This is a genomic window from Streptomyces sp. DH10 (assembly GCF_029813805.1).
Classification (GTDB): Bacteria; Actinomycetota; Actinomycetes; order Streptomycetales; family Streptomycetaceae; genus Streptomyces; species Streptomyces coeruleofuscus.
Genome location: NZ_JARVKU010000002.1, coordinates 167,451 through 189,458, shown reverse-complemented (window position 1 = coordinate 189,458; position 22,008 = coordinate 167,451). Strand labels below are relative to the sequence as shown.

Here is a 22,008-nt window from a genome sequence, read left to right as displayed (position 1 = left end):
TTCGCCCATGACCACGTTGCAATCCGCTGTGCGACGCCGCCGCGCCGTCGCCGCCGCCGGCGTCGTATCCGCCGGACTGCTCGTCCTCTCCGCCTGTGACAAGCCGACGCCGATGGCCACGGTCACCGTGGGCAGCGACTCGGTGAACTCCGAGGCCACCTGTGGTGGCGAGGGCGACGCCCTGAAGTCGTCCGACCTCACGCAGTGCCTGAAGGACAAGGGCGTCAAGACCATCTCCGTCGACCCGGACGAGACCGTGCGTTTTGGTGTCGATCCGGAGATCGCCGATGAGGGCTGGACGATCTTGATGAACGGCCAGCCGCTGACCGACTCCAGCACGAAGACGTACCGCACCATTCCTGGCAGCGTGTTCTTCAACGCCCAGTACGGGGCGCAGGGCAACTCGACGCTGGTGTCCATCAAGCAGGGCGAGAAGGACACGTCGGGGCTGTGGAACTTCAAGCTGGAGAAGGACGCGTAATCGCTGCCGCTGGGCTGGGCAGGGTGCTTGTTGCCACCGCGGTTGTTGTTGAACGGGACGCGGTGGCTCGGGCCTTTGGGGCGTTGCCCCCGGGGTCCGGTGAGGAGGCACTCGGCGTTGCAGGCCGTGCCCACCCGTTCCGCCCCAGCGGAACGACTGCCCACGGCGGTAACAGGACGACTGCCCACGGCCGTGGCGGCGCGACTGCCCGCGGCGGGGTGCTCGACCTCCAGGTGATCGCCGCCGGTGTAGGGCCCGCCCTCGCCGCTGCCTCCACCGCCTCCGCCCTCACCGTCGCCGCCCTCCAGGGCGACCCCTACGACCTCGTCGTCTCCGCCGGGATCGGTGGGGGGTTCCAGCCCGAGGCGGGCGTGGGGTCGCTCGTCGTCGCCGATGAGATCGTCGCGGCCGATCTGGGGGCCGAGACCGATGACGGGTTCGTGTCGGTCACGGAGCTCGGGTTCGGGACCGTGCGTCACCACCCGCCCCGGGACCTCGTACGGCTGGTCGGCGACGCCGTCGGGGCCCGTACCGGGGCCGTGCTCACCGTGTCCACGGTGACCGGGACCGCCGAGCGGGCCCGCGCGCTCCGCGAGCGTCACCCCACCGCGCTCGCCGAGGCCATGGAGGGCTTCGGTGTGGCCGAGGCCGCCGCCGCGCACGGGGTGCCCGTGCTGGAGGTCCGGGCGATCTCCAACCCCGTCGGGCCGCGCGACCGCGCCGCCTGGCGCATCCCCGACGCCCTGGCGGCCCTCACCGAGGGATTCGGGAAGCTCCTGCCCGTACTGGAGAGTTGGAACCGGCATGACCAGTGAGCAGCTGAAGATCGCCTACTCCCCCTGCCCGAACGACACCTTCGTCTTCGACGCCCTGGCCCACGGCCGCGTCCCCGGCGCCCCCGCCTTCGACGTGACCTTCGCCGACATCGACATCACCAACGGCATGGCCGAGCGCGGCGAGTTCGACGTGCTGAAGGTGTCGTACGCCGTGCTGCCGTACGTCCTCGACGAGTACGCCCTGCTGCCGTGCGGCGGTGCGCTGGGGCGAGGTTGCGGGCCGCTGGTGCTGACGCGGGAGGCGGACGTCGATCTCGCCGGTCGTACGGTCGCCGTGCCCAGTGAGAAGTCCACCGCCTATCTGCTGTTCCGGCTGTGGGCCGCGGACACGCTGGGCGACGGGGTCGGCGAGATCGTCGTCATGCCCTTCCACGAGATCATGCCGGCCGTGCGGGACGGCAAGGTCGACGCGGGGCTCGTCATCCACGAGGCGCGTTTCACGTACCGCGACTACGGCCTGCACAAGCTCGCCGACATGGGCGAGCACTGGGAGAACACCACCGGGCTGCCGATCCCGCTGGGCGCGATCATCGCCAAGCGGTCGCTGGGCGAACAGAAGCTGCGGCTGCTCGCCGACTCCATCCGGACGTCCGTCCGCGCCGCCTGGGACGACCCCGAGGCGTCCCGCCCGTACGTCATGGAGCACGCCCAGGAGATGGACCCGGCCGTCGCCGACCAGCACATCGGGCTGTACGTCAACGAGTTCACCGCCGACCTCGGCGAGGACGGCTACGCCGCCGTACGCGGGCTGCTGACACGCGCGGCGGCCGAGGGGCTGGTGCCGCCCCTCGGCCCGAACGCGCTGCGTTTCCCCTGAGCGGTCTACACGTCCAACTGGTCGGCGACCGCGCGCAGCAGGCCCGCGATCTTCTTGCCGGCGGTCTTCTCGGGGTAGCGGCCCCGCTCCAGCATCGGCGTGATGTTCTCCAGGAGAGTCGTCAAATCCTGGACGATCGAAGCCAGCTCGTCCGGCTTCTTGCGGGTCGCGGCGGCGACCGAGGGGGTCGGATCCAGAATCGTCAGGGACAGCGCCTGGTCGCCGCGCTGTCCGGCGACGACTCCGAACTCCACCCGCTGTCCCGGCTTGAGCGTCTCGACTCCGGCGGGGAGGACCGAGGAATGGACGAAGACGTCACCGCCGTCGTCGCGGGAGAGAAAGCCGAAGCCCTTCTCACTGTTGAACCACTTGACCTTGCCGGTAGGCACGTCTGTCCTCGTCCTCGTACTCGTCGGAAAACTGCTTCTGAAAACGGCTCTGGATAGCACTCGGGCGGGTCGTACGACCCGCCGGTACCAAGGCTAATGCTCTTCAGGCCGGTGACAAGACGTCACCCGGTTGTTCCTTCGCGCTGGGAACTACCCTGGTCGGGTGCGTGACAAAACCCAAACGAATTCCGCCGCTCCCGGTGACCGTCTGGTCCGTGCCGGTGGCATCGTCTTCTTCATCGGCGCCGTGGCCACACTGGTCACGGTCGCCCCGCTGTTGCTGGGGACGACACCCTTTCCGACCTATATGTTCGGCCTGAGCATGCTCATGGCGGTCGGATTCCTGATGGCCGGCGCGGGAGTGCTGCGTTCCGTGGCGGCGGGCCGGCGTCAGGCGCGTGCTGGACGGTAGTCCGAAAGCCACCCCGGGAATTCCGTCAGGTCGGTGAGGACGATGTCCGCGCCCGCCGCGCGCAGTTCCTCCGGGGGACAGGGGCCGGTGGGCACCGCGACCGACAGCGCGCCGGCCGCCCGGGCTCCGCGTACGTCCCCGACGTGGTCGCCGACGTAGACGCCCGCGTCGTGCTCACGCAGCGCCTCCGCCTTCTGTTCGGCCCACAGGTCGCCGATGACCGCGTCGGGCTCGATGCCGAGGTGCGCGAGGTGCAGTTTGGCGTTGGGCTCGTACTTGGCGGTGACGACTATCGCGCGTCCGCCGGCCTCCCGTACGGCCGCTATGGCCTCCCGGGCGCCGGGGAGCGCGGGCGTCGCGGCGATCGCGACGGTCGGGTAGATCTCCCGGTAGACGTCCGCCACGGTCTCGACCTCGTCGGCCGGGAACCAGTTGACCAGCTCCTCGGCCAGCGGCGGCCCGAGCCGCGTGACCGCCAGATCGGCGTCGATGTACGTCCCCGTCCGCTCGGACAGTTCCTGGTAGCAGGCGCGGATGCCGGGGCGGGAGTCGATGAGGGTCATGTCGAGGTCGAAGCCGACGGTGATTGCCATATGGGCCATTGTGCCCAGACGGTGTGAACGGCAGACGTCACGCTGTGACCGGCCAGGCCCGACAGGGCCTAACGAGAGCGCTGCGAGCGCCAGACCAGGAACAGCGCCGACGCCACCGCCGCACCTCTGACCACCCACGGCCAGGTCTCCGCCACCGCGTCGTTCATCCCGCCCTCGGCGATCGGCGTGCCCCAGCGGTCGTTCATCCTGCCCCACAGCCAGAGAACGCCGGCCGCGACGGAGAGACCGGGGAGGATCACGACCGCCCACTTCGTCTCCGCCGGGGTCAGGCGGCGGGAGGCGTAGGCGATGAGCCAGCCGAGGATCAGCACGAACCAGTTGCCGAGTACGGCGCCCGCGACGAGGAGACCGGCGGCGATCAGGAGGAACGGGTTGTTCCAGCCGCCCGCGGGCAGGCGCGGGAGACGCCGGCGGCTCGCCTTGCCGGCCGTCTCCTCCGGCACCACGGCGACCTCGACGACCGGTGCCGTCTCCTCGTCGGCCGCCGCCTTCTCCAGTTCCGGCTTCCTCGGCTTCGGCGGCTTCAGCAGGGCCGGCAGCTCCACGCCGCCCACGAAGCCCGGCACGTCGTCGCCGGCCCCGAAGGGGCTGCTGTCCACCCGCCACCAGTCCGGCTGGACCGCGCTGTCCCCGAGCTCGTGCCCGGCGGCCAGGTGCGGCGGGGCCGCGCCCTCGGTGGCGGCGGGAGGTGGCTCATCGGCGGACCGGGCCGGGCGGGGACGCGGTACGACGCGCCGCATGACCCCCTTCGGCCGCTCGCCCGGCTCGTCCCGCTCGCGGGCCTCGCGCTGTACGGGCACGGCGGCGGGTGCGCTCTCCTTCGTACCGCCGCCGCCCGTGCCGTCCGCGGCCGACGCCACGACCTCGTCGGGGCTGCCGAGGCGGGACAGGATGCGGCGGACGGCGGCGGGCGAGTCGACGGTGGCCTTCGCGCGGCGCCGGTCGATCTCGTTGCGCAGGTCCGCGACCAGACGCATGCGGGTGGCAGACGACAACTGCCGCTGCTGGGCCACGTCTCCGACGCGGCTCAGATACTCGTAAACGACCTGGTCGCTCTCAATCCCCACGAAGTCCCCTCCGGGGCGTGTGCGTTGGCTGACGCCGTCGGTCGACGGTACCGCGAGTACGAGTGCGCGACCCACATGCGCGTCCGGCACCCGGCCCCGCCCGCCCGCCCGCAGTCGGCCCGGCCGCCGGAGGCGACCCGCTACCGTGGACCGGATGAGCACCGAGGACAGGCCTCCGGCCCCCCGTTCCCTCGCGGAAGCGCTCCGCGGGCGGGACGACGTCTCGCTGGGCGCGCTCCTGCGCAGCCGTCCGGATCTCATCACGCCCGTGCCCACCGACCTCACGCAGCTCGCGACCCGCGCCGGCACCCGGGCCTCGGTCGTGCGGGCCCTGGAGCGGCTGGACCGGTTCGCGCTCCAGACGGCGGAGGCGCTGGCCGTGGCGGCGGATCCGGCGACGTACGACGAACTGCTCGGGCTCATGGCCGGGGACGACGCCGACCCGGCCGTCGCCCAGGCCCTGCCGCACGCCCTGGGCGTCCTGCGCGAGCAGGCCCTGGTGTGGGGCGGCGACGACCGGCTGCGGCTGGTCCGCACGGCCCGTGAGCTGCTGGCGCCCTCGCCGCAGCACCCCTCCCCGACGGGGCTCGGCCCGACGGTCCAGGAGGCCACCGCCGGGATGTCCCCGGGGCGCATCCAGGAGATCGTCACGGCAGCCGGGCTGCCCTCGACCCACGACTCGGTCTCCGCGGTGACCTCCCTGACCGGGCTGTTCACGGACCGGCGCCGGATGGCCGCGCTGCTCGCCGAGGCCCCGGCCGACTCACTCGACGTGCTGGAGCGGCTGGTGTGGGGGCCGCCGTACGGGCAGGTCACGGCCGATCCGGCGCCCCGGCTGCGCTGGCTGCTGGACCGGGGGCTGCTGCTGCCGACGGCGCCCGGGACGGTCGTACTGCCGCGCGAGGTCGCCCTGCACCTGCGGCGGGGGCGCGCGCACCGGACGCCCGAGCCGGTGCCGCCGGCGGTCGAGGCCGCCGCCGTGCACCGTCCACAGGTTGTGGACAGCACCGCGGCCGGGCAGGCGTACACCGCCCTCGCGACCGTCGAGGAGCTGCTGAAGGACTGGGACGAGGGCGGGCCGGCGGTACTGCGGGCCGGCGGGCTGAGCGTGCGGGACCTGAAGCGGACCGCCGTCGCCCTCGACGTGCTCGAGCCGGTCGCCGCGTTCTGGGTGGAACTGGCCTACGCGGCGGGCCTGATCGCCCCGGACGGGGAGGCCGACGAGCGGTACGCGGCGACCCCGGCGTACGACGAGTGGCTGGAGCTGCCCGCCGCCGAGCGCTGGTCCCGGCTGGTCACGGCGTGGCTCCCGGCGACCCGCACGCCCGGGCTGGTGGGCGGGCGGGACGCGAAGGACCGTACGTTGTCGGCGCTCGGGCCGGGTCTGGACCGTTCGGCGGCGCCGGAGGTACGGCACCGGGTGCTGGCGCTGCTGGCCGGGCTGCCGGAGGGTGCCGCGCCGGCCGCCGAGTCGGTGCTGGCCCGGCTGCGCTGGGAGCGGCCGCTGCGCGGTGCCCAGCGGGAGGACGACCTGCGCAGCCGGCTCGCCGGGTGGGCCCTGTCCGAGGCGGAAATGCTGGGCGTGACGGGCAGGGGTGCGCTGTCGGCCCACGGCCGGGCCCTGCTGGGGGCGCCCGCCGCTCCCGCGAAGAGCCCGGAAGCGGAGCCCTCCGGGCCGGGCGACAAGCTCCCGGTCCACCACCGCCCCACGCAGGTCCCCACCCTCTCCGCCGCCGAACAGGCCGTCGCCTCCACCGCCGCGGCCCGGCTGCTCACGCCCCTGCTGCCGGAGCCGCTGGACCACGTGCTGCTCCAGGCCGACCTGACGGCGGTGGCGCCCGGCCCCTTGCGGCGCCCGCTCGCCGACACGCTGGGCGTGCTGGCGGACGTCGAGTCCAAGGGCGGGGCCACCGTCTACCGGTTCACGCCCGGCTCGGTGCGGCGCGCCCTCGACGCCGGGCAGAGCGCCTCTGACCTGCACGCCTTCCTGGCCGCGCACTCCCGTACGCCGGTGCCGCAGCCGCTCACCTACCTGATCGACGACGTGGCCCGCAGGCACGGGCACCTGCGCGTCGGCGCGGCCTCGGCGTACGTCCGCTGCGACGACGACGCGGTGCTCAACGAGATCATCGCCGACAAGCGGGCCGCCGGGCTCGGGCTGCGCCGGCTCGCCCCGACCGTGCTGGCCGCGCAGACCGACCCGGCGGGGCTGCTGGAGGGCCTGCGCGCGATGGGCTTCGCGCCGGCCGCCGAGTCCGCCGAGGGCGACGTCCTGATCACCCGCGCGCACGCGCACCGCACCCCGCCCCGTACGGCACCCGAGCCGGTGCCGGACGGCCCGCCGGTCCCCGACGAGATCCTCCTCGCGGCGGCGCTGCGCGCCATCCGGGCCGGCGACCTCGCCTCCACCACCCCGCGCAAGCCCGGCACGGCTCCGGAGGTCAACGGCGAACTGCCCCGCACCGGTTCCGCCGAGACCCTCGCCACCGTGCAGGCCGCCGTCCTGACCGGCGAGGCCCTGTGGATCGGCTACGTCAACGCCGAGGGCACCGCCAGCCAGCGCGTCATCGCCCCGATTCGTGTCGAGGGCGGCTTCGTCACCGCGTACGACCACACGGCGGACGAGGTCCGTACGTACCCGCTGCACCGGATCACCGGGGTCGCGGAGCTCGCGGACGACGCGGGCTGACGGACCGTTCCGCCTGGGCGTCGTCTCACCCGTTCGGGTGCACGCCGGCGTTCATGCACGCCACGCCGGGGATTTCCCACCCTTGGGCGACTTCGCCGGGCGCGCCGCATTCCGCCGTTCGGGCGGGGGCAGCCACCGGGTGTCCCTGTGAGCCTTGTGGAAAGGAAGTCCCAGCATGCGCGCTGTCCGTCGAGTCGCCGCCGTCCTGGCCACCGCCGCCCTGATGACGTTCGGTGGGCTCGCCACGCCCGCCGCGGCGATCAGCATCGACGTCGCCGGTCTCGTCCTCGAGACACCGCAGATCTGATCCGCCTCGCACGCACCCATCGGGCCGGCTCCGGCGTGCCCGGGCCGGCCCGCGGTGGGGTGTTCCTCGTCTCCCGGTCAGCGAAAGGCCCCGTCGTCCCATGCGTGAAGAACTGCCCGCCGTCGCTCTCTGCGCCGTCGCCCTCGTGGGCGTGCTCGCGCCCTCCGCCGCGGCGGCCCCGCCCGCGCTGCCGCTGCCCCTGCCGGCCGCGGGTGCCGAACCCCTGGTCTCCGAGGCGATCGGCATCGAGGGACCGCTGATCAACAACGTCAATCTGCCCACGCTGAAGTAGCGCGGCGCGTCCGGTAGCTGTCGCCGTCCAGCCGCACGACGTCGGCGTGGTGGGCGAGGCGGTCCACCAGCGCCGGGGCGCAGGCACCGAAGACCTCGTCCCAGCGGCCGGGCGGGCGGTCGCCGGTCACGATCAGCGAGGCACGCTCGTAGCGGTGCGCGACCAGGCGGAAGAACAGTCCGGCGGTCGCCGCGTCGAAGGGCGTGTAGCCGACCTCGTCGACGATGAGCAGGGGGTACTCGTCGAGGGCGGCCAGCTCCGCGTCGAGCCGTCCGGCGGCCCGGGCGTCGGAGAGCCGGGCGGCCCACTCGGCGGCGGTCGCGAACAGCACCCGGTGCCCGGCCTGGCAGGCGCGCACGCCGAAGCCGATGGCGAGGTGGGTCTTGCCGGTGCCGGGCGGGCCGACGAGGACCACGTTGCGCCGGGCGGCGACGAACTCCGCCTTGCCGAGCCGGGCCACGGTCTCCCGGTCGAAGCCCCGGGGGTGCTGCTGGTCGAAGTCCTCCAGCAGCTTGCGGGCCGGGAAGCCGGCCGCCCGGATCCGGGCCTCGGCGTCCGCGTCCGGGCCCGGCTGCCGGGGAACGGCGGGCGTGGCCGCCCTTCCCTCCTGTTCCGGCTTCCCGTGCCGCTGGTCGCCGTGGTCCCGCTCGGCCTGGGGAGGCGTCTCCCGCCCGGGCGCGGCCTGCGGGCGCTCGGCATGTCCGCGATCCCCGTGCGCGGCCATCGGGCCCGACATGTAGGCGAGGATCGCCGCCGAGAAGATGAACGCCATGTGGATCACCGTCCCCCACAGCAGGGCGTGCCGGGAGGTGTGGTGGACGTCCACGAACATCTGGAGCAGGTGGACGGAGGAGATGCCCACGATCGCCGTGGCGAGCTTGACCTTCAGTACGTTGGAGTTGACGTGCGAGAGCCATTCGGGCTGGTCACGGTGGCCCTGGAGGCCGATGCGCGAGACGAAGGTCTCGTAGCCGCCGACGATCACCATGATCAGCAGGTTGGCGATCATGACGACGTCGACCAGCTTGAGCACCGCGAGCATCACGTACGTCTCGGTGGCGTGCCCGCTCACGCACATCAGGATTAAGGTCCAGAGCTCCTTGAAGAACTTGTAGACGTAGACGCCCTGGGCGGCCACCAGCCCGAAGTAGAGCGGGGCCTGGAGCCAGCGGGTGGCGAACAGGGCGTATCCGAGCGTGGTGGTCGTGGGGTTCCGCACGGTTCGCCATTCTTCGGGGCCGCCGCGGAAAAACGGAATTCACACCACACGTTGGGATGAAAAGGCATTCAGTACGACCGGAGCCGGTCCGGTCCCGCGCAGATCACACCCTCGGGACGGCGACGATCAGGCACACTGGAGGTTTGGCCGAGTCGTTCGAGCCGTCCGAGCCGTCCGGCCGTGGGAAAGGGTGCCACGCGTGAATGGTCCGCTGATCGTCCAGTCCGACAAGACCCTGCTCCTGGAAGTCGACCACGAGCAGGCCGACGACTGCCGTCGGGTCATCGCCCCGTTCGCGGAGCTGGAGCGGGCGCCGGAGCACATCCACACCTACCGCGTGACCCCACTGGGCCTGTGGAACGCCCGGGCGGCGGGTCATGACGCCGAGCAGGTCGTGGACGCGCTGGTGCAGTACAGCCGCTATCCGGTGCCGCACGCGCTGCTGGTCGACATCGCCGAGACGATGGACCGCTACGGGCGGCTCACACTGTCCAAGCACCCGGCGCACGGGCTGGTCCTGACCACCACCGACCGTCCGGTGCTGGAGGAGATCCTGCGGTCGAAGCGGGTCGCGCCGCTGGTCGGCACCCGCATCGACCCGGACACGGTCGCCGTGCACCCCTCCGAGCGCGGGCAGATCAAGCAGACGCTGCTGAAGCTGGGCTGGCCGGCCGAGGACCTCGCCGGGTACGTCGACGGCGAGGCGCACCCGATCGAGCTGGCCGAGGACGGCTGGGCACTGCGGCCGTACCAGAAGCAGGCGGTGGAGAACTTCTGGCACGGCGGGTCGGGCGTGGTCGTGCTGCCCTGTGGCGCGGGCAAGACGCTGGTCGGCGCCGGGTCGATGGCCCAGGCGAAGTCCACGACCCTGATCCTCGTCACGAACACGGTCTCCGCCCGGCAGTGGAAGCACGAGCTGGTGCGGCGGACGTCGCTCACCGAGGACGAGATCGGCGAGTACAGCGGGACGAAGAAGGAGATCCGGCCCGTCACGATCGCCACGTACCAGGTGCTGACGACCAGGCGGAAGGGCGTCTATCCGCACCTGGAGCTGTTCGACTCCCGGGACTGGGGCCTGATCGTCTACGACGAGGTGCACCTGCTGCCGGCCCCGGTGTTCAAGTTCACGGCGGATCTCCAGGCACGGCGGCGGCTGGGCCTCACGGCCACGCTGGTGCGTGAGGACGGGCGCGAGTCGGACGTCTTCTCCCTGATCGGGCCCAAGCGGTTCGACGCGCCGTGGAAGGAGATCGAGGCGCAGGGCTACATCGCGCCCGCCGACTGCGTGGAGGTCCGGGTCAATCTGACGGACGCGGAGCGGCTCGCGTACGCCACGGCCGAGGCGGAGGAGAAGTACCGCTTCTGCGCGACGACCGACACCAAGCGGAAGGTCACGGAGGCGATCGTCCGCCGCTTCGCCGGGCAGCAGATCCTCGTCATCGGCCAGTACATCGACCAGCTCGACGAGCTGGGTGAGCACCTCGGGGCGCCCGTGATCAAGGGCGAGACGTCGAACGCGCAGCGGGAGAAGTTGTTCGACGCGTTCCGGGAGGGCGAGATCAGCGTGCTCGTCGTGTCGAAGGTCGCGAACTTCTCGATCGACCTGCCGGAGGCGACGGTCGCGATCCAGGTGTCCGGCACGTTCGGGTCGCGCCAGGAGGAGGCCCAGCGGCTGGGCCGCGTGCTCCGGCCGAAGTCGGACGGTCACCAGGCGCACTTCTACTCGGTGGTCGCGAGGGACACCATCGACCAGGACTTCGCCGCGCACCGCCAGCGCTTCCTGGCGGAGCAGGGGTACGCGTACCGGATCATGGACGCGGACGAGCTGCTCGCGGAGAGCTGAGGCAGGCGGGCCACGCACCGGTCACTTTCGGCGGACGACGCCCACCTCCTCGCCGTACTGGCCGAGGATGACCACGTCGAAGGCGGCGCCCGCGAACACCCGGACGGCGCGCAGGGCATCGCCGAGGAGATGACGGTGGTGGCTGCCTGCCACGGCGGTGGCGCCGGGCGGGCGGCCCGGTGCCGAAGCGGGGGAGAAGGTTGCTGCGCTCATGTCTCCATGGTGCGTTTCCGGTCGTAAAGTCCGCGTCGGTCTGAGGGCCGAACCCGCGTACCCCGCTCGTACGCCTGCGGACCGACCTCTGCCCCTGAGGGGGGAGGACCTCGTCCCCTAGGGGACGAGGAACAAGGGACGAGAAACAGGGCCGGGAAACAGGGCCGGGGAACAGGGGACGGGGAACAGGGGACGGGAAAACCGTTGGCGGCCGGCTCCCCCGCTCCTCTAAGATCTCCGCTCTTGCCCGCCTCCCTCCCGGAGCGCCGCCGACCGGACGGAAACCGGCCGGCATCTCATCGCCATTCCTTCAGCAGGTCCTCCGGAGGCACCCCCTTGTCCACGCCCGTCGACGACCCGCTCTCCCGTGAGCGCTCCCACCTCTCCGCGTCCCGTTCCGCCCTGCGTGCCATGCGCGAGGACGTCGAGGCCCTCGACATCACCGACGTCACCGCGAACTGGGTCAACGCGGAGGTGCTGGCCCACCAGATCGAGGAGCGCATCAAGGCCCTGGCCGACCTCAGCGACACCCCGCTGTTCTTCGGCCGGCTCGACTACCTGCACGCACCCGGCGCCGCGGAGGCGGAAGGGGCGGAAGGGGAACGCTTCTACATCGGACGGCGGCATGTGCACGACGCCGACGGCGACCCGATGGTCATCGACTGGCGCGCACCGGTCTCGCAGCCGTTCTACAGGGCCTCCAAGAAGGACCCGATGGACGTCGCGCTGCGCCGCCGCTTCGGCTACACGGGCGGCGACCTCTCCGCGTACGAGGACGAGCACCTGTCGGACCCGGCCGAGGCGGCCCGGACCAGCAAGCTCCTCCAGCAGGAGATCGAGCGCCCGCGCGTCGGGCCGATGCGGGACATCGTCGCGACGATCCAGCCCGAGCAGGACGAGATCGTCCGGTCAGGGCTCTCCGGCACGGTGTGCGTGCAGGGCGGCCCGGGCACCGGGAAGACCGCCGTCGGCCTGCACCGGGTCGCCTACCTCCTCTACGCCCACCGCGAGCGCCTCGCCCGCACCGGAACGCTCGTCATCGGACCGAACCGTTCCTTCCTGCACTACATCGAGCAAGTGTTGCCCGCTCTCGGTGAGTTGACGGTCCAGCAGGCCACCGTCGAGGACCTGGTGGCGCACGTGGAGATCAAGGGGACGGACGACGCGACGGCCGCGGTCGTCAAGGGCGACGCCCGCATGGCGCGGGTGCTGCGCAGGGCCCTCTACTCGCACGTCACGATGCCCACCGAGCCGGTCGTGGTCGTGCGCGGCTCCCGCCGCTGGCGTGTGGCGGCGCACGAACTGGAGGAGATCGTCCGCGAGTTGCTCGACCGCGACATCCGCTACGGCGCCGCCCGCGAGGCCCTGCCGCAGCGCATCGCCCACGCCGTGCTGGTGCAGATGGAGCGGTCGGGGGAGGCGCCGGACGACCGGGTACAGGACGCGGTGGCCCGCAACAGCGCGGTCAAGGCGGCCGTCAAGGCGGTCTGGCCGGCCGTCGACCCGGCGAAGCTGGTGCTGCGCCTGCTGTCGGACGCGGACTTCCTCGCCGAACACGCGGCGGGGATCCTCGGCGAGGAGGAGCAGAAGGCCGTGCTGTGCGTGAAACCGGCGCGCAGCGTCAAGTCCGCCCAGTGGTCGGCCGCCGACGCCGTCCTCATCGACGAGGCCACCGACCTGATCCAGCGCACGCACTCCCTCGGCCATGTCGTCCTCGACGAGGCGCAGGACCTCTCCCCCATGCAGTACCGGGCGGTCGGCCGCCGCTGCACGACCGGCAGCGCGACCGTCCTCGGCGACCTGGCGCAGGGCACGACGCCGTGGGCGACCCGGGAATGGGAGGAGGCGCTGACCCACCTGGGCAAGCAGGACGCGGTGATCGAGGAGCTGACGGCCGGTTTCCGCGTGCCGACGGACGTCATCACCTACGCCTCCCGGCTGCTCCCGCACATCGCCCCGGGGCTCACCCCGGTCGTGTCGATCCGTGAGAACCCGGGCCACTTCGAGGTCCGGCCGGTCGCGGGGACGACGGACGTGGTCGACGCCTGCCGCGCATCCCTGCGCCACGAGGGTTCGACGGGCCTGATCGCGGCGGACGCCCGGGTCCCGGAGCTGGCGGCGGCCCTGACCGAGGCCGGGATCCCCTACCTCGGCCCCGGCGAGGAGACGACCCGGGAGACCCGTCTGACCCTGGTCCCGGCGTCGCTCGCGAAGGGTCTGGAGTACGACTACGTCGTCCTGGACGAGCCCCAGGCGGTGGTCGACGGCGAGCCGGACGAACGGACGGGTCTGCGACGCCTGTACGTGGCGCTGACGCGAGCGGTGTCGGGGCTGACGGTGACGCACGCGGCGCCGCTGCCGCCGCAGCTGGCCTAGCTGCGGGCAGTCGTGCCGCCTGGGGCACCTCCCAGGCCCTTAAGGCACTGGGGGAGGCACGACTGCCCGCGGGTTGACGGCACCGCTCAACCGCCGTCCACCGCAGCCCGCCACTCGGCGACCGCCTCCGCCGACACCGGTTCGGCCCAGCCCCCCGGCCGCACCGCCCCACCGATGTGGAACGCGTCCACCCCCGCGCCCCGCAACACCGGCACATGCTCCAGCCGCAACCCACCCCCCACCAGCAACCGCTGCTCGTACCCCGGCTCTCCGGACCGCCCCGCCTCGGCGAGCAGCACAGCAAGCCCGTCATCGACCCCGTCCGCCGACCCGGCCGTCAGGTACGTGTCCAACCCCGGCATCCCGTCCAGCTGCTTGCGCAGGGCGTCCCGGTCGGCGGCCCGGTCGATCGCCCGGTGGAAGGTCCAGGGGCAGCCGTCCAGCGCTCCCACGACCCGCTCCACAGCCGCCAGATCCACCCCACCCCCCGCGTCGAGGAACCCCAGCACGAACTCATCCGCCCCGGCCTCCCGCAACTCGCCCGCCACCCGCACCAGCCCGTCGACGTCCCCGGCCGCGAAGCCGTCGGCGAGCCGCAGCATCACCCGCAGCGAGATGTCGACGGCACGGCGGATCCCGGCGACGGTCGCGACCGACGGGGTGAGCCCGTCGGCCGCCATGTCGGTGACCAGTTCGAGGCGGTCCGCGCCTCCGGCCTGGGCGGCGACCGCGTCCTCGACGCCGAGGGCGATCACCTCCAGGACTGCACGCTTGCTCATGGGGCCCCTTCGTCGGCATGGCGTCGGCGTTCGACAACAGGTCTAGGCCACACAGGTCTAGTCCAATCAAGACTACGCTGCCCGTTCCCGCCGGATTCCAAGCCCTGGGGGGACATGGCTCACCCGAAGATGTTGAGGTCCTTCGCCTCCACCCCGACCAGCTCGAACACGGGCACCCCGTCGACCGGCCGCCCCGTGCACAGCCGCACCAGCGTCGGCCCGTCCCCGATGAAGCGCCCCGGGGGCCGCTCCCCGCCGCTCTCGCCCAGCCGCAGCGGTTCGTCCAGGTCGTCGAGGTCGGCGTGCAGCGGCACGCGCCCCCGCTCGCGGGTGATCCGGGCGAGCAGCGCGAGCGCGTCCGGCAGCCCGGCCCCGCCGTACGCCCCGGGCTCGCCGAGGGCCTCGCGCACGTCCCCGGCGTGCACCCACTCCCCCAGCGCGAGGCCGTCCAGCTTCCCGCCCGCCCCGGCGATCAGCGGCCCGGCCCCGGTCATCCCGCGCTCCAGCTCGTCGACCAGCCGCGCGTTGCTCCAGCCGTCCCGCTCGGCGATGTCCCGGTCGTTCGACTCGGGTGAGAACACGTCCTCCTCGAACCGGTTCTCCACCACCCGGGTGAGCGCGGCCGAGCAGTGCGCCAGCACCGACCGCACCGACCAGCCCGGACACGCCCTCACGGGCAGCGCGAAGTCCTCCTCGGCCCTGCCCCGCAACAGCGGGATCAGCGCGTCACGCTCGATGGCGAGCAGCCGCCCGGGCTGCTCGGGGTCCCGTACGTCGTGCACATCAGCAGGAGTCGTCATGGGACCCACGCTAGGTGCCGCGCCCCGTTCAGCGGGAGAATGACCCCATGGCCGATCTCGACGCCCTCCGCGCCCGCTTCGTCCGCACCCTGGAAGCGGCCCGGGGCCCGGCCGGCGGCCCGGACCCTGACCCGTACGCCGACGACCTGCTCGGCCGCTGGCAGGAGCCCCAGCGCCGCTACCACACGGTCGCGCATCTCACGGCGGTCCTGGACCACATCGACGTGCTGGAGAAGTACGCGCACGATGCGGACGTGGTCCGGCTGGCCGCCTGGTTCCACGACGCCGTCTACCTTCCCGACCGCTCCGAGAACGAGGAACGCTCCGCCCGCCTGGCCGAGCGCGCTCTCCCCGAGGCCGGCGTGTCCGCCGCCAGGACCGCCGAGGTGGCCCGCCTGGTCCGCCTCACCGTCGGCCACGACCCCGCCGACGACGACCCCGACGGCCAGGTGCTGTGCGACGCCGACCTGGCGATCCTCGCCTCGCCCCCGTCGGCGTACGCCGCCTACACCGCCGCCGTCCGCGAGGAGTACCACTTCGTCCCGAACGACGCCTTCCGCACGGGCCGCGCGGCGATCCTGCGCCAACTCCTCCACCTGCCGAGGCTGTTCAGGACGCCGTACGGAGCGTCGGAGTGGGAGGCGACGGCCCGCTACAACCTCACCGCCGAGCTGGAAATGCTGTCGCTTCCACCCGACGTCCCCTCGTAACCTGCCCGGCATGCGGACAACGGGTGCGGAACAGGTGGAGCAGGCCGTCGCCGAGTGCGTGGGCCTGCTGGGGGCGGTCACCGACCGGGACTGGGAGGCGGTGCGCGCCGGGCGGCTGGAGTGGAGCTGCCGGGAGACGGCGGAGCACATCGCCGGGGATCTCATCGGGTACGCGGGCCAGTTGGCGGGGCGCGAGCCGGACGGGTACACGCCGTTCGAGATCTCGCTGGAGGAGGGGACGGACAACGCGGGCGCGCTGCGGGTGATCCACACGATGGGCACCCTGTTCGCCGCCGCGATCCGTACGACGCCGCGCGAGGTGCGGGCCTTCCATCCGTATCCGTTCCGCAGCGCGAACCGCGAGGGGTTCGCCGCGATGGGCGTGACCGAGGTGCTGGTGCACACCCACGACATGGCCGAGGGACTGGGCGTGTCGTACGAACCGGCCCCCGAGCTGTGCGACTTCGTCCTCACCCGGATCTTCCCGCACGTGCAGCCCGGCCCCACGCCGTGGCGGACCCTGCTGTGGGCCACCGGCCGGGGTGAGCTGCCCGGCCGCGAGCCGGTCACCGAGTGGCGCTGGTCCAACAACCTGGTGCTGCCGACCGACCGGCTGACCCTTCAGGGCGTCACTCCGGCGGCGGCCGATGACCTGGGCACGGTCGGCGACGGCGGCTTCGAGTGGCTCGGAGGCGAACCGGCCGAGGGCACCCGGGTGGGCGCCGGGCTGGTGTTCAAGCAGTACGAGGACGGCGTCCACCGGCCGGAGTGGGGCATGTACGTCCTGGTCCGGCGCGAGGACGGCCGCGCGCTCGGCGCCATGGGCTTCCACGGCGTCCCGGACGAGTCGGGGCGGGTGGAGGTCGGCTACGACCTGGTCGAGGCGGCCCGTGGCCACGGCTACGCCACCGAGGCGCTGCGCACGCTGTCGGCGTGGGCGCTGTCCCGGGACGAGGTACGGACCGTCGTCGCGAACGTCGAGCGGGACAACACGCCCTCGCACAACGTCCTCGCCCGCGCCGGGTTCAAGGCCGTCGCGGAGGACACCGAGCAGGTCTCCTACGAACTGCGCGAACCCGGCGACTGAGCCCGCCCCTTGGGCCGCCGCAGTCCCGCCCCGTGCAGCAGCCGCACCACCTCGCGGCTGCTGACCTCCACGGCCCCGGCCGCCACGACGTCCGCGTACCGCTGGGCGGGGACGTCGTAGTGGTCGCGTTCGAAGGCGCGCCGGGGCACACCGAGGCGTTCGGCGAAGGTGTGCAGCTCCTCGTAGGAGACGTCGCTGATCAGGTGGGACCACATGCGGCCGTGGCCGGGCCAGGTCGGCGGGTCGATGTAGACGGTCACGAGGGCGCCGTTCCGCCGAGGGCCTCGCCCAGCGATCCCAGCGCCGCGACCTTCACGCCCGCCTCGCTGCACACCCAGTGCGGGTCGGCCCCCAACTCCGGCTCCACCTGGAGCGCGTGCGGCTCGCCGGTGCCGCACACCGGGCACAGCGGCCAGCGGCCGTAGCGCTCCAGCAGGGCGTCCTGCACGTCCTGCGCGACCAGACCGGCGACGTACTGCGCGCCCTCCGGCCACTGTTCGACCCACCACCGCCGCTGCACGACGGACTCCTCGACCAACGACACGACGTCCGCCTCGGCGACGCGTCCCGCGACGAGGTCGGCCAGCACGAGGGCGCGCGCGGCGTGCAGCGCCTGCTCCAGGGGGCTGATGGGGTCCATGCCCCCATTGTGCGCACTCTTGACCCCGACGCCGAGCCGAAAATATCTTTCAGAGGTGACCTCAAGAGTGAAGGAAAGTTTCGGCACCCCGCCGGCACCCGCCGCCCTCGCGGCCAAGGTCCGCACGCTGGGCCCGTCGATGACGCGTTCCATGCAGCGCGTCGCCGAGGCCGTCGCGGGCGACCCGGCCGGCTGCGCGGCCCTCACGGTCACCGGCCTCGCCGAACTCACCGGCACCAGCGAGGCGACCGTCGTACGCACCGCCCGGCTGCTGGGCTATCCGGGTTACCGGGACCTGCGCCTGGCCCTCGCCGGCCTCGCCGCGCAGCAGCAGTCCGGCCGCGCCCCGGCCATAACGACGGACATCGCGGTCGACGACCCGATCGCCGACGTGGTCGCGAAGCTCGCCTACGACGAGCAGCAGACCCTCGCCGACACCGCCGCCGGTCTCGACACCGTCCAGCTGGGCGCGGCCGTCACCGCGCTGACCGGTGCCCGCCGCACGGACGTGTACGGCGTCGGGGCGTCGGGGCTGGTCGCCCAGGACCTCACGCAGAAGCTCCTGCGCATAGGGCTGGTGGCGCACGCGCACAGCGATCCGCACCTGGCCGTCACCAACGCCGTGCAACTGCGCGCGGGCGACGTCGCGATCGCCATCACGCACTCCGGGTCGACGGGGGACGTCATCGAGCCGCTGCGGGTCGCCTTCGAGCGCGGGGCGACGACGGTGGCGATCACCGGCCGTCCCGACGGCCCGGTCGCGCAGTACGCCGACCACGTCCTCACCACGTCCACGGCCCGGGAGAGCGAGCTGCGTCCCGCGGCGATGTCGTCCCGGACCGGTCAGCTTCTTGTGGTGGACTGCCTGTTCGTGGGGGTGGCGCAGCGGACGTACGAGACGGCGGCGCCGGCGCTCTCGGCGTCGTACGAGGCGCTGGCCCACCGGCACCGTTCCTGAGCCGGCCCCGGCCGGCACCGGAAGCACGGAAAGACACAGAAAGAGCCGTCCCATGACCTCCACCTCCGACCCCCGTGATCTCAGAGCCGAGTTGGAGTCCCTGACCACCGAGGCGTTCCGGCCGGACCTCGCCGGCATCGACCGGCTGCCCACCCTCGACATCGCCCGGCTCATGAACGGCGAGGACGCCACCGTGGCCGGGGCGGTCGCGGCCCGGCTGCCCCAGATCGCCGCCGCTATCGACGCCCTGGCCGAGCGGATGGCCCGGGGCGGCCGCCTGGTCTACGCGGGTGCGGGCACGGCGGGCCGGCTGGGCGTCCTGGACGCCTCCGAGTGCCCGCCCACCTTCAACACCGACCCCTCCCGGGTCGTCGGGCTGATCGCGGGCGGCCCGCAGGCCGTGGTCACCTCCGTCGAGGGCGCGGAGGACTCCCGGGAACTGGCCCGTGCCGACCTGGAGCCGCTCGGCCTGACCCCGGACGACACGGTGGTCGGCATCTCGGCCTCCGGCCGCACCCCGTACGCCATCGGCGCGGTCGAACACGCCCGCGCCCACCGCTGCCTCACCATCGGCCTCGCCTGCAACTCCGGCAGCCCGCTCGCGGCCACCGCCGAGCACGGCATCGAGATCGTCGTGGGTCCGGAACTGCTCACGGGCTCCACCCGGTTGAAGGCCGGCACGGCACAGAAGCTCGTCCTCAACATGCTTTCGACGATCACGATGATCCGCCTGGGCAAGACCTACGGAAACCTGATGGTCGACGTCCGCGCCTCCAACGACAAACTGCGCGCCCGCTCCCACCGCATCGTCGCCCTCGCCACCGGCGCCGGCGACGAGGAGATCGAACGCGCCCTGGCCGCCACCGACGGCGAGGTGAAGAACGCGATCCTGACCATCCTGGCCGACGTGGACGGCCCGACGGCGGCCCGCCTGCTGGCGCGGTCCGACGGCCATCTGCGCGCGGCCCTGGCGGCGGCGACGGACTGACCGGTCATGCCCGCGGGGCGACGCCCCCCTCCACGCAGAGTTGGCAAATCGCCACACAGCGTGTCCGCACCGCCTCTAACCTGGCCATACACGGCGTGAGACAAGCCGATGTGTGCGACAGGGAGTTGCCCCGGCCAACGACCACGCCACGCTCGTGCCCGTCCGCGACTCCAAGCACCCGTCCGGCCGGGTCCTGCTCTTCACCACTCCGGCCTGGTCCGCTTTCCTCACCCACATCACGAGGTGACGCTCCCGGCGACAATGGGCCCATGAACCACGCCCAGCTCACCGCTCTAGGCCGCGCCCTCCGTCTCCTCGGCGAGCACGGCGAAGCCCTCGGCTCCGACACCCCGGACGCCAAGCTGCACGAGGTCAAGGCGGACCTGCGACGGGCCCTGGACCTGCTGGAGGAGAGTGTCAGCAGCGCCCCGCCCACCACGCGCTGCCCCGAGCATCCCAACGGACCGGTCGACGAGGGCGCGCCGGACGGCTGCCTGCTGTGCGAGACGCGGCGCAGGGCCGCCCGCCGGGCCGAGTTCAACGGTCCCGCCCCGCACCACCCGCAGCCCACCGAGCCCGTGCAGACCCGCTACGGCCTGCGCGGTGACCGCCCCCAGCCCCAGCAGCGCTGGCTGGCGGAGCTGTGGAACGGCCAGGCCTGGCAACTGTGCGGCACCCCGCGCCGGGACCGCCGGGAGGCCGAGCTGTTCATCGCCGCCCAGCGCCGCGCGCCCCGGGCCGCCATGGCGTACCGGCTGGTGCACGAGTTCACCGACTACGAGGTGCTGCGCGTGTGGGGTACGCCGGTCAGGGTCGACATCGAGCCGATGGGCAACCTGTGACTCACAGCAGGGGCAGGGCGGAGAAGTCATGGCCCTCCCACAGGCGCCGCGACCTGTCCTCCGGGTACACCCGCACCGCCGGCTCCGCGTCCAGCACCTGCACCAGCCGCTCCGCGTCTTCGTACGCCGGCCAGCCCGGGTCCCCCGTCCTCGCGAACGCCGTCCAGGACTGACGGAAACGGGACGACAGCGCCTCGGCCTCGGCGGACGGCTCCGTGCCCGCGAACAGCAGAAGTCCCAGGTCCGCCCCGAACGTGCCGAAGAGCAGGGGGATGTCCAGGCCGTGGCAGGCGCCCAGCGCGCCGCCGTTGCCCGGGGCCGGCCAGGTCAGTTCGTAGACGTGTGCGCGGCCGCCGCCCGCGCGCTGCGCCTCGGCCAGGTGCAGGGAGGGCATGTTGAACAGCCAGTCCGTCTGGACGCGTTCGTAGAGTTCGCCGGGGGTGGCGTCGGGGAAAGCCGCGCGGTAGGCCTGTTCGCCGTCGGGGCCGGGGGCGAAGAGGCGAAGGGCCGCTGTCGCCCTCTCCTCGGAGATCTGGCCGAGTCGGCCCGCCATGGCGACGAAGAGGCGGTACTCGTCGCGGTTGTGGCCGACGAGCAGGTCCACGTCCTTCGCCGCACCGGCCGCCAGCGCCTGCCAGGGCGAGACCGGCAGGACCTCGCCGTCGACAACGGGCGAGAAGGGCGTCACCGTCGGCGCCGCCTGGCCCCAGCGGTCGACGTACTGGAGCATCTTGCCGCTCAGCGACTCACCCGCCGACGTCAGTTCGCGCGGGGCGATGGCCGCCAGGTCGGCGACCGTGGGGCGCAGCCCCATCTCGGCGGCGAGAGCGGCACCGATGTCACGGGCCAGGGCGTCCGAGAAGAACGTCCCCGGCACGCTCTGCGCGATCACCCGCCGGAACAGGCCCGCCGCCCTCGGCATGGCCAGCAGCGAGGCGATCGAACCCGCGCCCGCCGACTCGCCGAAGACCGTGACCTGGCCGGGGTCGCCGCCGAACGCCTCGATGTTGTCCCGTACCCACTCCAGCGCGGCCACCTGGTCGAGCAGGCCGCGGTTGGCGGGCGCCCCCTCGATGTGGGCGAAGCCCTCCATGCCGACGCGGTAGTTGAGGGACACGACCACGAGATCACCGTCGGCCGCGATGCGCCGGGCGTCGTAGCCGGGGCTGCCGGAGTGGCCGAGCTTGTAGGCGCCGCCGTAGATCCAGACCATCACCGGGCGGCGGGCGCCCGGGTCGGGTTCGGGGGTCCAGACGTTGACCGTGAGCCACTCGTCGCCCTCGGGCACGTCGAGCAGGCCCGGGCCGCCGAGGTTGCCGAGGTCCTGCGGCGGCGGCGGGCCGAAGGCGTACGCGTCCCGTATGCCGTCCCAGGCGTGGGCGGGGCGCGGTGCCATGAAACGGGCCTCGCCCACGGGGGGTGCGGCGAAGGGGATGCCACGGAAGACGGCGAGTCCCTCCTCCCTGCGGCCGCGTACGGCGCCGGCGGCGGTGCGCACCACCGGTTCGGGCTGCTCTGCCGGGGCGCCGGTCGGGGGGTGGGACTCGGTCGTCGTCATCTCTGGGTCTCCTCAGGGGTGCCGGTGAACAGGCGCTCGGCCAGTGTCCTTGACTGACGCAAGCGAATCCAGGGCACCCCGGATGCGGATC

Annotated in this window: 25 protein-coding genes; 15 read left to right on the top strand and 10 right to left on the bottom strand. The window is 72.9% G+C overall.

All coding sequences use genetic code 11. From position 1 onward, the window contains the following. The first annotated feature begins 7 nt into the window (after positions 1 to 7). The 3 genes from QC385_RS04500 to QC385_RS04490 are packed head-to-tail and all read left to right on the top strand — an operon-like array spanning position 8 to position 2,134. Positions 8 to 481 (top strand): DUF2771 domain-containing protein, encoded by a 474-nt coding sequence (locus QC385_RS04500; protein WP_279539947.1) that lies wholly within the window; start codon positions 8 to 10, stop codon positions 479 to 481. A 14-nt stretch (positions 482 to 495) separates the two neighbouring features. Next, positions 496 to 1,296: a futalosine hydrolase gene (locus QC385_RS04495; RefSeq protein ID WP_279540349.1), complete on the top strand. Its 801-nt coding sequence runs from the start codon at positions 496 to 498 to the stop codon at positions 1,294 to 1,296. Next, a complete protein-coding gene (locus QC385_RS04490) occupies positions 1,286 to 2,134 on the top strand; it encodes an MqnA/MqnD/SBP family protein (RefSeq protein WP_086844385.1) in 849 nt (282 codons plus the stop codon). The genes QC385_RS04495 and QC385_RS04490 overlap by 11 nt, the downstream gene beginning before the upstream one ends. 5 nt (positions 2,135 to 2,139) lie before the next feature. Here the strand turns inward: QC385_RS04490 and QC385_RS04485 are convergent, their stop codons facing one another. Next, a complete protein-coding gene (locus tag QC385_RS04485) occupies positions 2,140 to 2,523 on the bottom strand; it encodes a cold-shock protein (RefSeq protein WP_010035896.1) in 384 nt (127 codons plus the stop codon). Between the two features lie 163 nt (positions 2,524 to 2,686). Between QC385_RS04485 and QC385_RS04480 the strand changes: the two genes are divergently transcribed. Further along, complete coding sequence (locus QC385_RS04480) at positions 2,687 to 2,935, top strand: hypothetical protein (protein WP_086601337.1); 249 nt, start codon at positions 2,687 to 2,689, stop codon at positions 2,933 to 2,935. Here QC385_RS04480 and QC385_RS04475 read toward each other — a convergent pair. Both QC385_RS04475 and QC385_RS04470 read right to left on the bottom strand, forming a co-directional pair. Further along, entirely contained in the window at positions 2,914 to 3,537 is a 624-nt protein-coding gene (locus QC385_RS04475; RefSeq protein ID WP_279539946.1) for an HAD family hydrolase, read from the bottom strand. The genes QC385_RS04480 and QC385_RS04475 overlap by 22 nt on opposite strands. Before the next feature lie 59 nt (positions 3,538 to 3,596). After that, a complete protein-coding gene (locus tag QC385_RS04470) occupies positions 3,597 to 4,616 on the bottom strand; it encodes a hypothetical protein (protein WP_279539945.1) in 1,020 nt (339 codons plus the stop codon). 154 nt (positions 4,617 to 4,770) lie between these two features. Here QC385_RS04470 and QC385_RS04465 point away from each other — a divergent pair, with 154 nt between their 5' ends. From QC385_RS04465 to QC385_RS04455, 3 genes are all read left to right on the top strand, one after another. Next, on the top strand, positions 4,771 to 7,305 hold the full coding sequence (locus tag QC385_RS04465; RefSeq protein ID WP_279539944.1) for a helicase C-terminal domain-containing protein: 2,535 nt from the start codon (positions 4,771 to 4,773) through the stop codon (positions 7,303 to 7,305). Positions 7,306 to 7,480: 175 nt separating this feature from the next. Beyond that, complete coding sequence (locus QC385_RS04460; protein WP_279539943.1) at positions 7,481 to 7,612, top strand: hypothetical protein; 132 nt, start codon at positions 7,481 to 7,483, stop codon at positions 7,610 to 7,612. Between the two features lie 100 nt (positions 7,613 to 7,712). Beyond that, entirely contained in the window at positions 7,713 to 7,904 is a 192-nt protein-coding gene (locus QC385_RS04455) for a hypothetical protein (protein ID WP_279539942.1), read from the top strand. On the opposite strand, the gene istB is transcribed toward QC385_RS04455, so the two are convergent. Further along, complete coding sequence (istB, locus tag QC385_RS04450; protein WP_279539941.1) at positions 7,882 to 9,123, bottom strand: IS21-like element helper ATPase IstB; 1,242 nt, start codon at positions 9,121 to 9,123, stop codon at positions 7,882 to 7,884. The two genes, QC385_RS04455 and istB, sit on opposite strands and share 23 nt — an antisense overlap. Positions 9,124 to 9,322: 199 nt before the next feature. On the opposite strand from istB, the gene QC385_RS04445 reads away from it, so the two are divergent. Further along, positions 9,323 to 10,966, top strand: a complete 1,644-nt coding sequence (locus QC385_RS04445; RefSeq protein ID WP_279539940.1) for a DNA repair helicase XPB — start codon at positions 9,323 to 9,325, stop codon at positions 10,964 to 10,966. Positions 10,967 to 10,987: 21 nt separating this feature from the next. Here the strand turns inward: QC385_RS04445 and QC385_RS04440 are convergent, their stop codons facing one another. Beyond that, entirely contained in the window at positions 10,988 to 11,179 is a 192-nt protein-coding gene (locus tag QC385_RS04440) for a hypothetical protein (protein WP_184985143.1), read from the bottom strand. 336 nt (positions 11,180 to 11,515) lie between these two features. Here QC385_RS04440 and QC385_RS04435 point away from each other — a divergent pair, with 336 nt between their 5' ends. Further along, a complete protein-coding gene (locus tag QC385_RS04435) occupies positions 11,516 to 13,555 on the top strand; it encodes a HelD family protein (RefSeq protein WP_279539939.1) in 2,040 nt (679 codons plus the stop codon). A gap of 86 nt (positions 13,556 to 13,641) precedes the next feature. Here QC385_RS04435 and QC385_RS04430 read toward each other — a convergent pair whose 3' ends face one another. Next, complete coding sequence (locus QC385_RS04430) at positions 13,642 to 14,334, bottom strand: copper homeostasis protein CutC (protein ID WP_279539938.1); 693 nt, start codon at positions 14,332 to 14,334, stop codon at positions 13,642 to 13,644. Positions 14,335 to 14,453: 119 nt separating this feature from the next. Next, the gene (locus QC385_RS04425; protein ID WP_279539937.1) at positions 14,454 to 15,134 is read right to left on the bottom strand and encodes a maleylpyruvate isomerase family mycothiol-dependent enzyme; all 681 of its coding nucleotides are present in this window, start codon (positions 15,132 to 15,134) and stop codon (positions 14,454 to 14,456) included. 47 nt (positions 15,135 to 15,181) lie between these two features. Here QC385_RS04425 and QC385_RS04420 point away from each other — a divergent pair, with 47 nt between their 5' ends. After that, on the top strand, positions 15,182 to 15,844 hold the full coding sequence (locus QC385_RS04420; RefSeq protein WP_279539936.1) for an HD domain-containing protein: 663 nt from the start codon (positions 15,182 to 15,184) through the stop codon (positions 15,842 to 15,844). Between the two features lie 10 nt (positions 15,845 to 15,854). Further along, positions 15,855 to 16,931, top strand: a complete 1,077-nt coding sequence (locus tag QC385_RS04415; RefSeq protein WP_279539935.1) for a GNAT family N-acetyltransferase — start codon at positions 15,855 to 15,857, stop codon at positions 16,929 to 16,931. Here the strand turns inward: QC385_RS04415 and QC385_RS04410 are convergent. Both QC385_RS04410 and QC385_RS04405 read right to left on the bottom strand, forming a co-directional pair. Continuing rightward, entirely contained in the window at positions 16,904 to 17,191 is a 288-nt protein-coding gene (locus tag QC385_RS04410) for a DUF4031 domain-containing protein (RefSeq protein WP_279539934.1), read from the bottom strand. The two genes, QC385_RS04415 and QC385_RS04410, sit on opposite strands and share 28 nt — an antisense overlap. Further along, a complete protein-coding gene (locus QC385_RS04405) occupies positions 17,188 to 17,571 on the bottom strand; it encodes a hypothetical protein (RefSeq protein WP_279539933.1) in 384 nt (127 codons plus the stop codon). Before QC385_RS04405 ends, QC385_RS04410 begins: the two co-directional genes overlap by 4 nt. A 55-nt stretch (positions 17,572 to 17,626) precedes the next feature. Between QC385_RS04405 and QC385_RS04400 the strand changes: the two genes are divergently transcribed. The 4 genes from QC385_RS04400 (at position 17,627) to QC385_RS04385 (ending at position 20,359) form a co-directional block, all read left to right on the top strand. Beyond that, complete coding sequence (locus QC385_RS04400; protein ID WP_401471078.1) at positions 17,627 to 18,529, top strand: MurR/RpiR family transcriptional regulator; 903 nt, start codon at positions 17,627 to 17,629, stop codon at positions 18,527 to 18,529. A 52-nt stretch (positions 18,530 to 18,581) separates the two neighbouring features. Beyond that, positions 18,582 to 19,517, top strand: coding sequence for an N-acetylmuramic acid 6-phosphate etherase (murQ, locus tag QC385_RS04395; protein WP_279539932.1), 936 nt, complete (start codon positions 18,582 to 18,584; stop codon positions 19,515 to 19,517). A gap of 112 nt (positions 19,518 to 19,629) precedes the next feature. Continuing rightward, entirely contained in the window at positions 19,630 to 19,764 is a 135-nt protein-coding gene (locus tag QC385_RS04390) for a DUF397 domain-containing protein (RefSeq protein WP_279539931.1), read from the top strand. A gap of 22 nt (positions 19,765 to 19,786) precedes the next feature. Then, on the top strand, positions 19,787 to 20,359 hold the full coding sequence (locus QC385_RS04385) for a hypothetical protein (protein ID WP_279539930.1): 573 nt from the start codon (positions 19,787 to 19,789) through the stop codon (positions 20,357 to 20,359). A gap of 1 nt (position 20,360) precedes the next feature. On the opposite strand, the gene QC385_RS04380 is transcribed toward QC385_RS04385, so the two are convergent. Beyond that, positions 20,361 to 21,917: a carboxylesterase/lipase family protein gene (locus QC385_RS04380; RefSeq protein ID WP_279539929.1), complete on the bottom strand. Its 1,557-nt coding sequence runs from the start codon at positions 21,915 to 21,917 to the stop codon at positions 20,361 to 20,363. Positions 21,918 to 22,008: the final 91 nt, after the last annotated feature.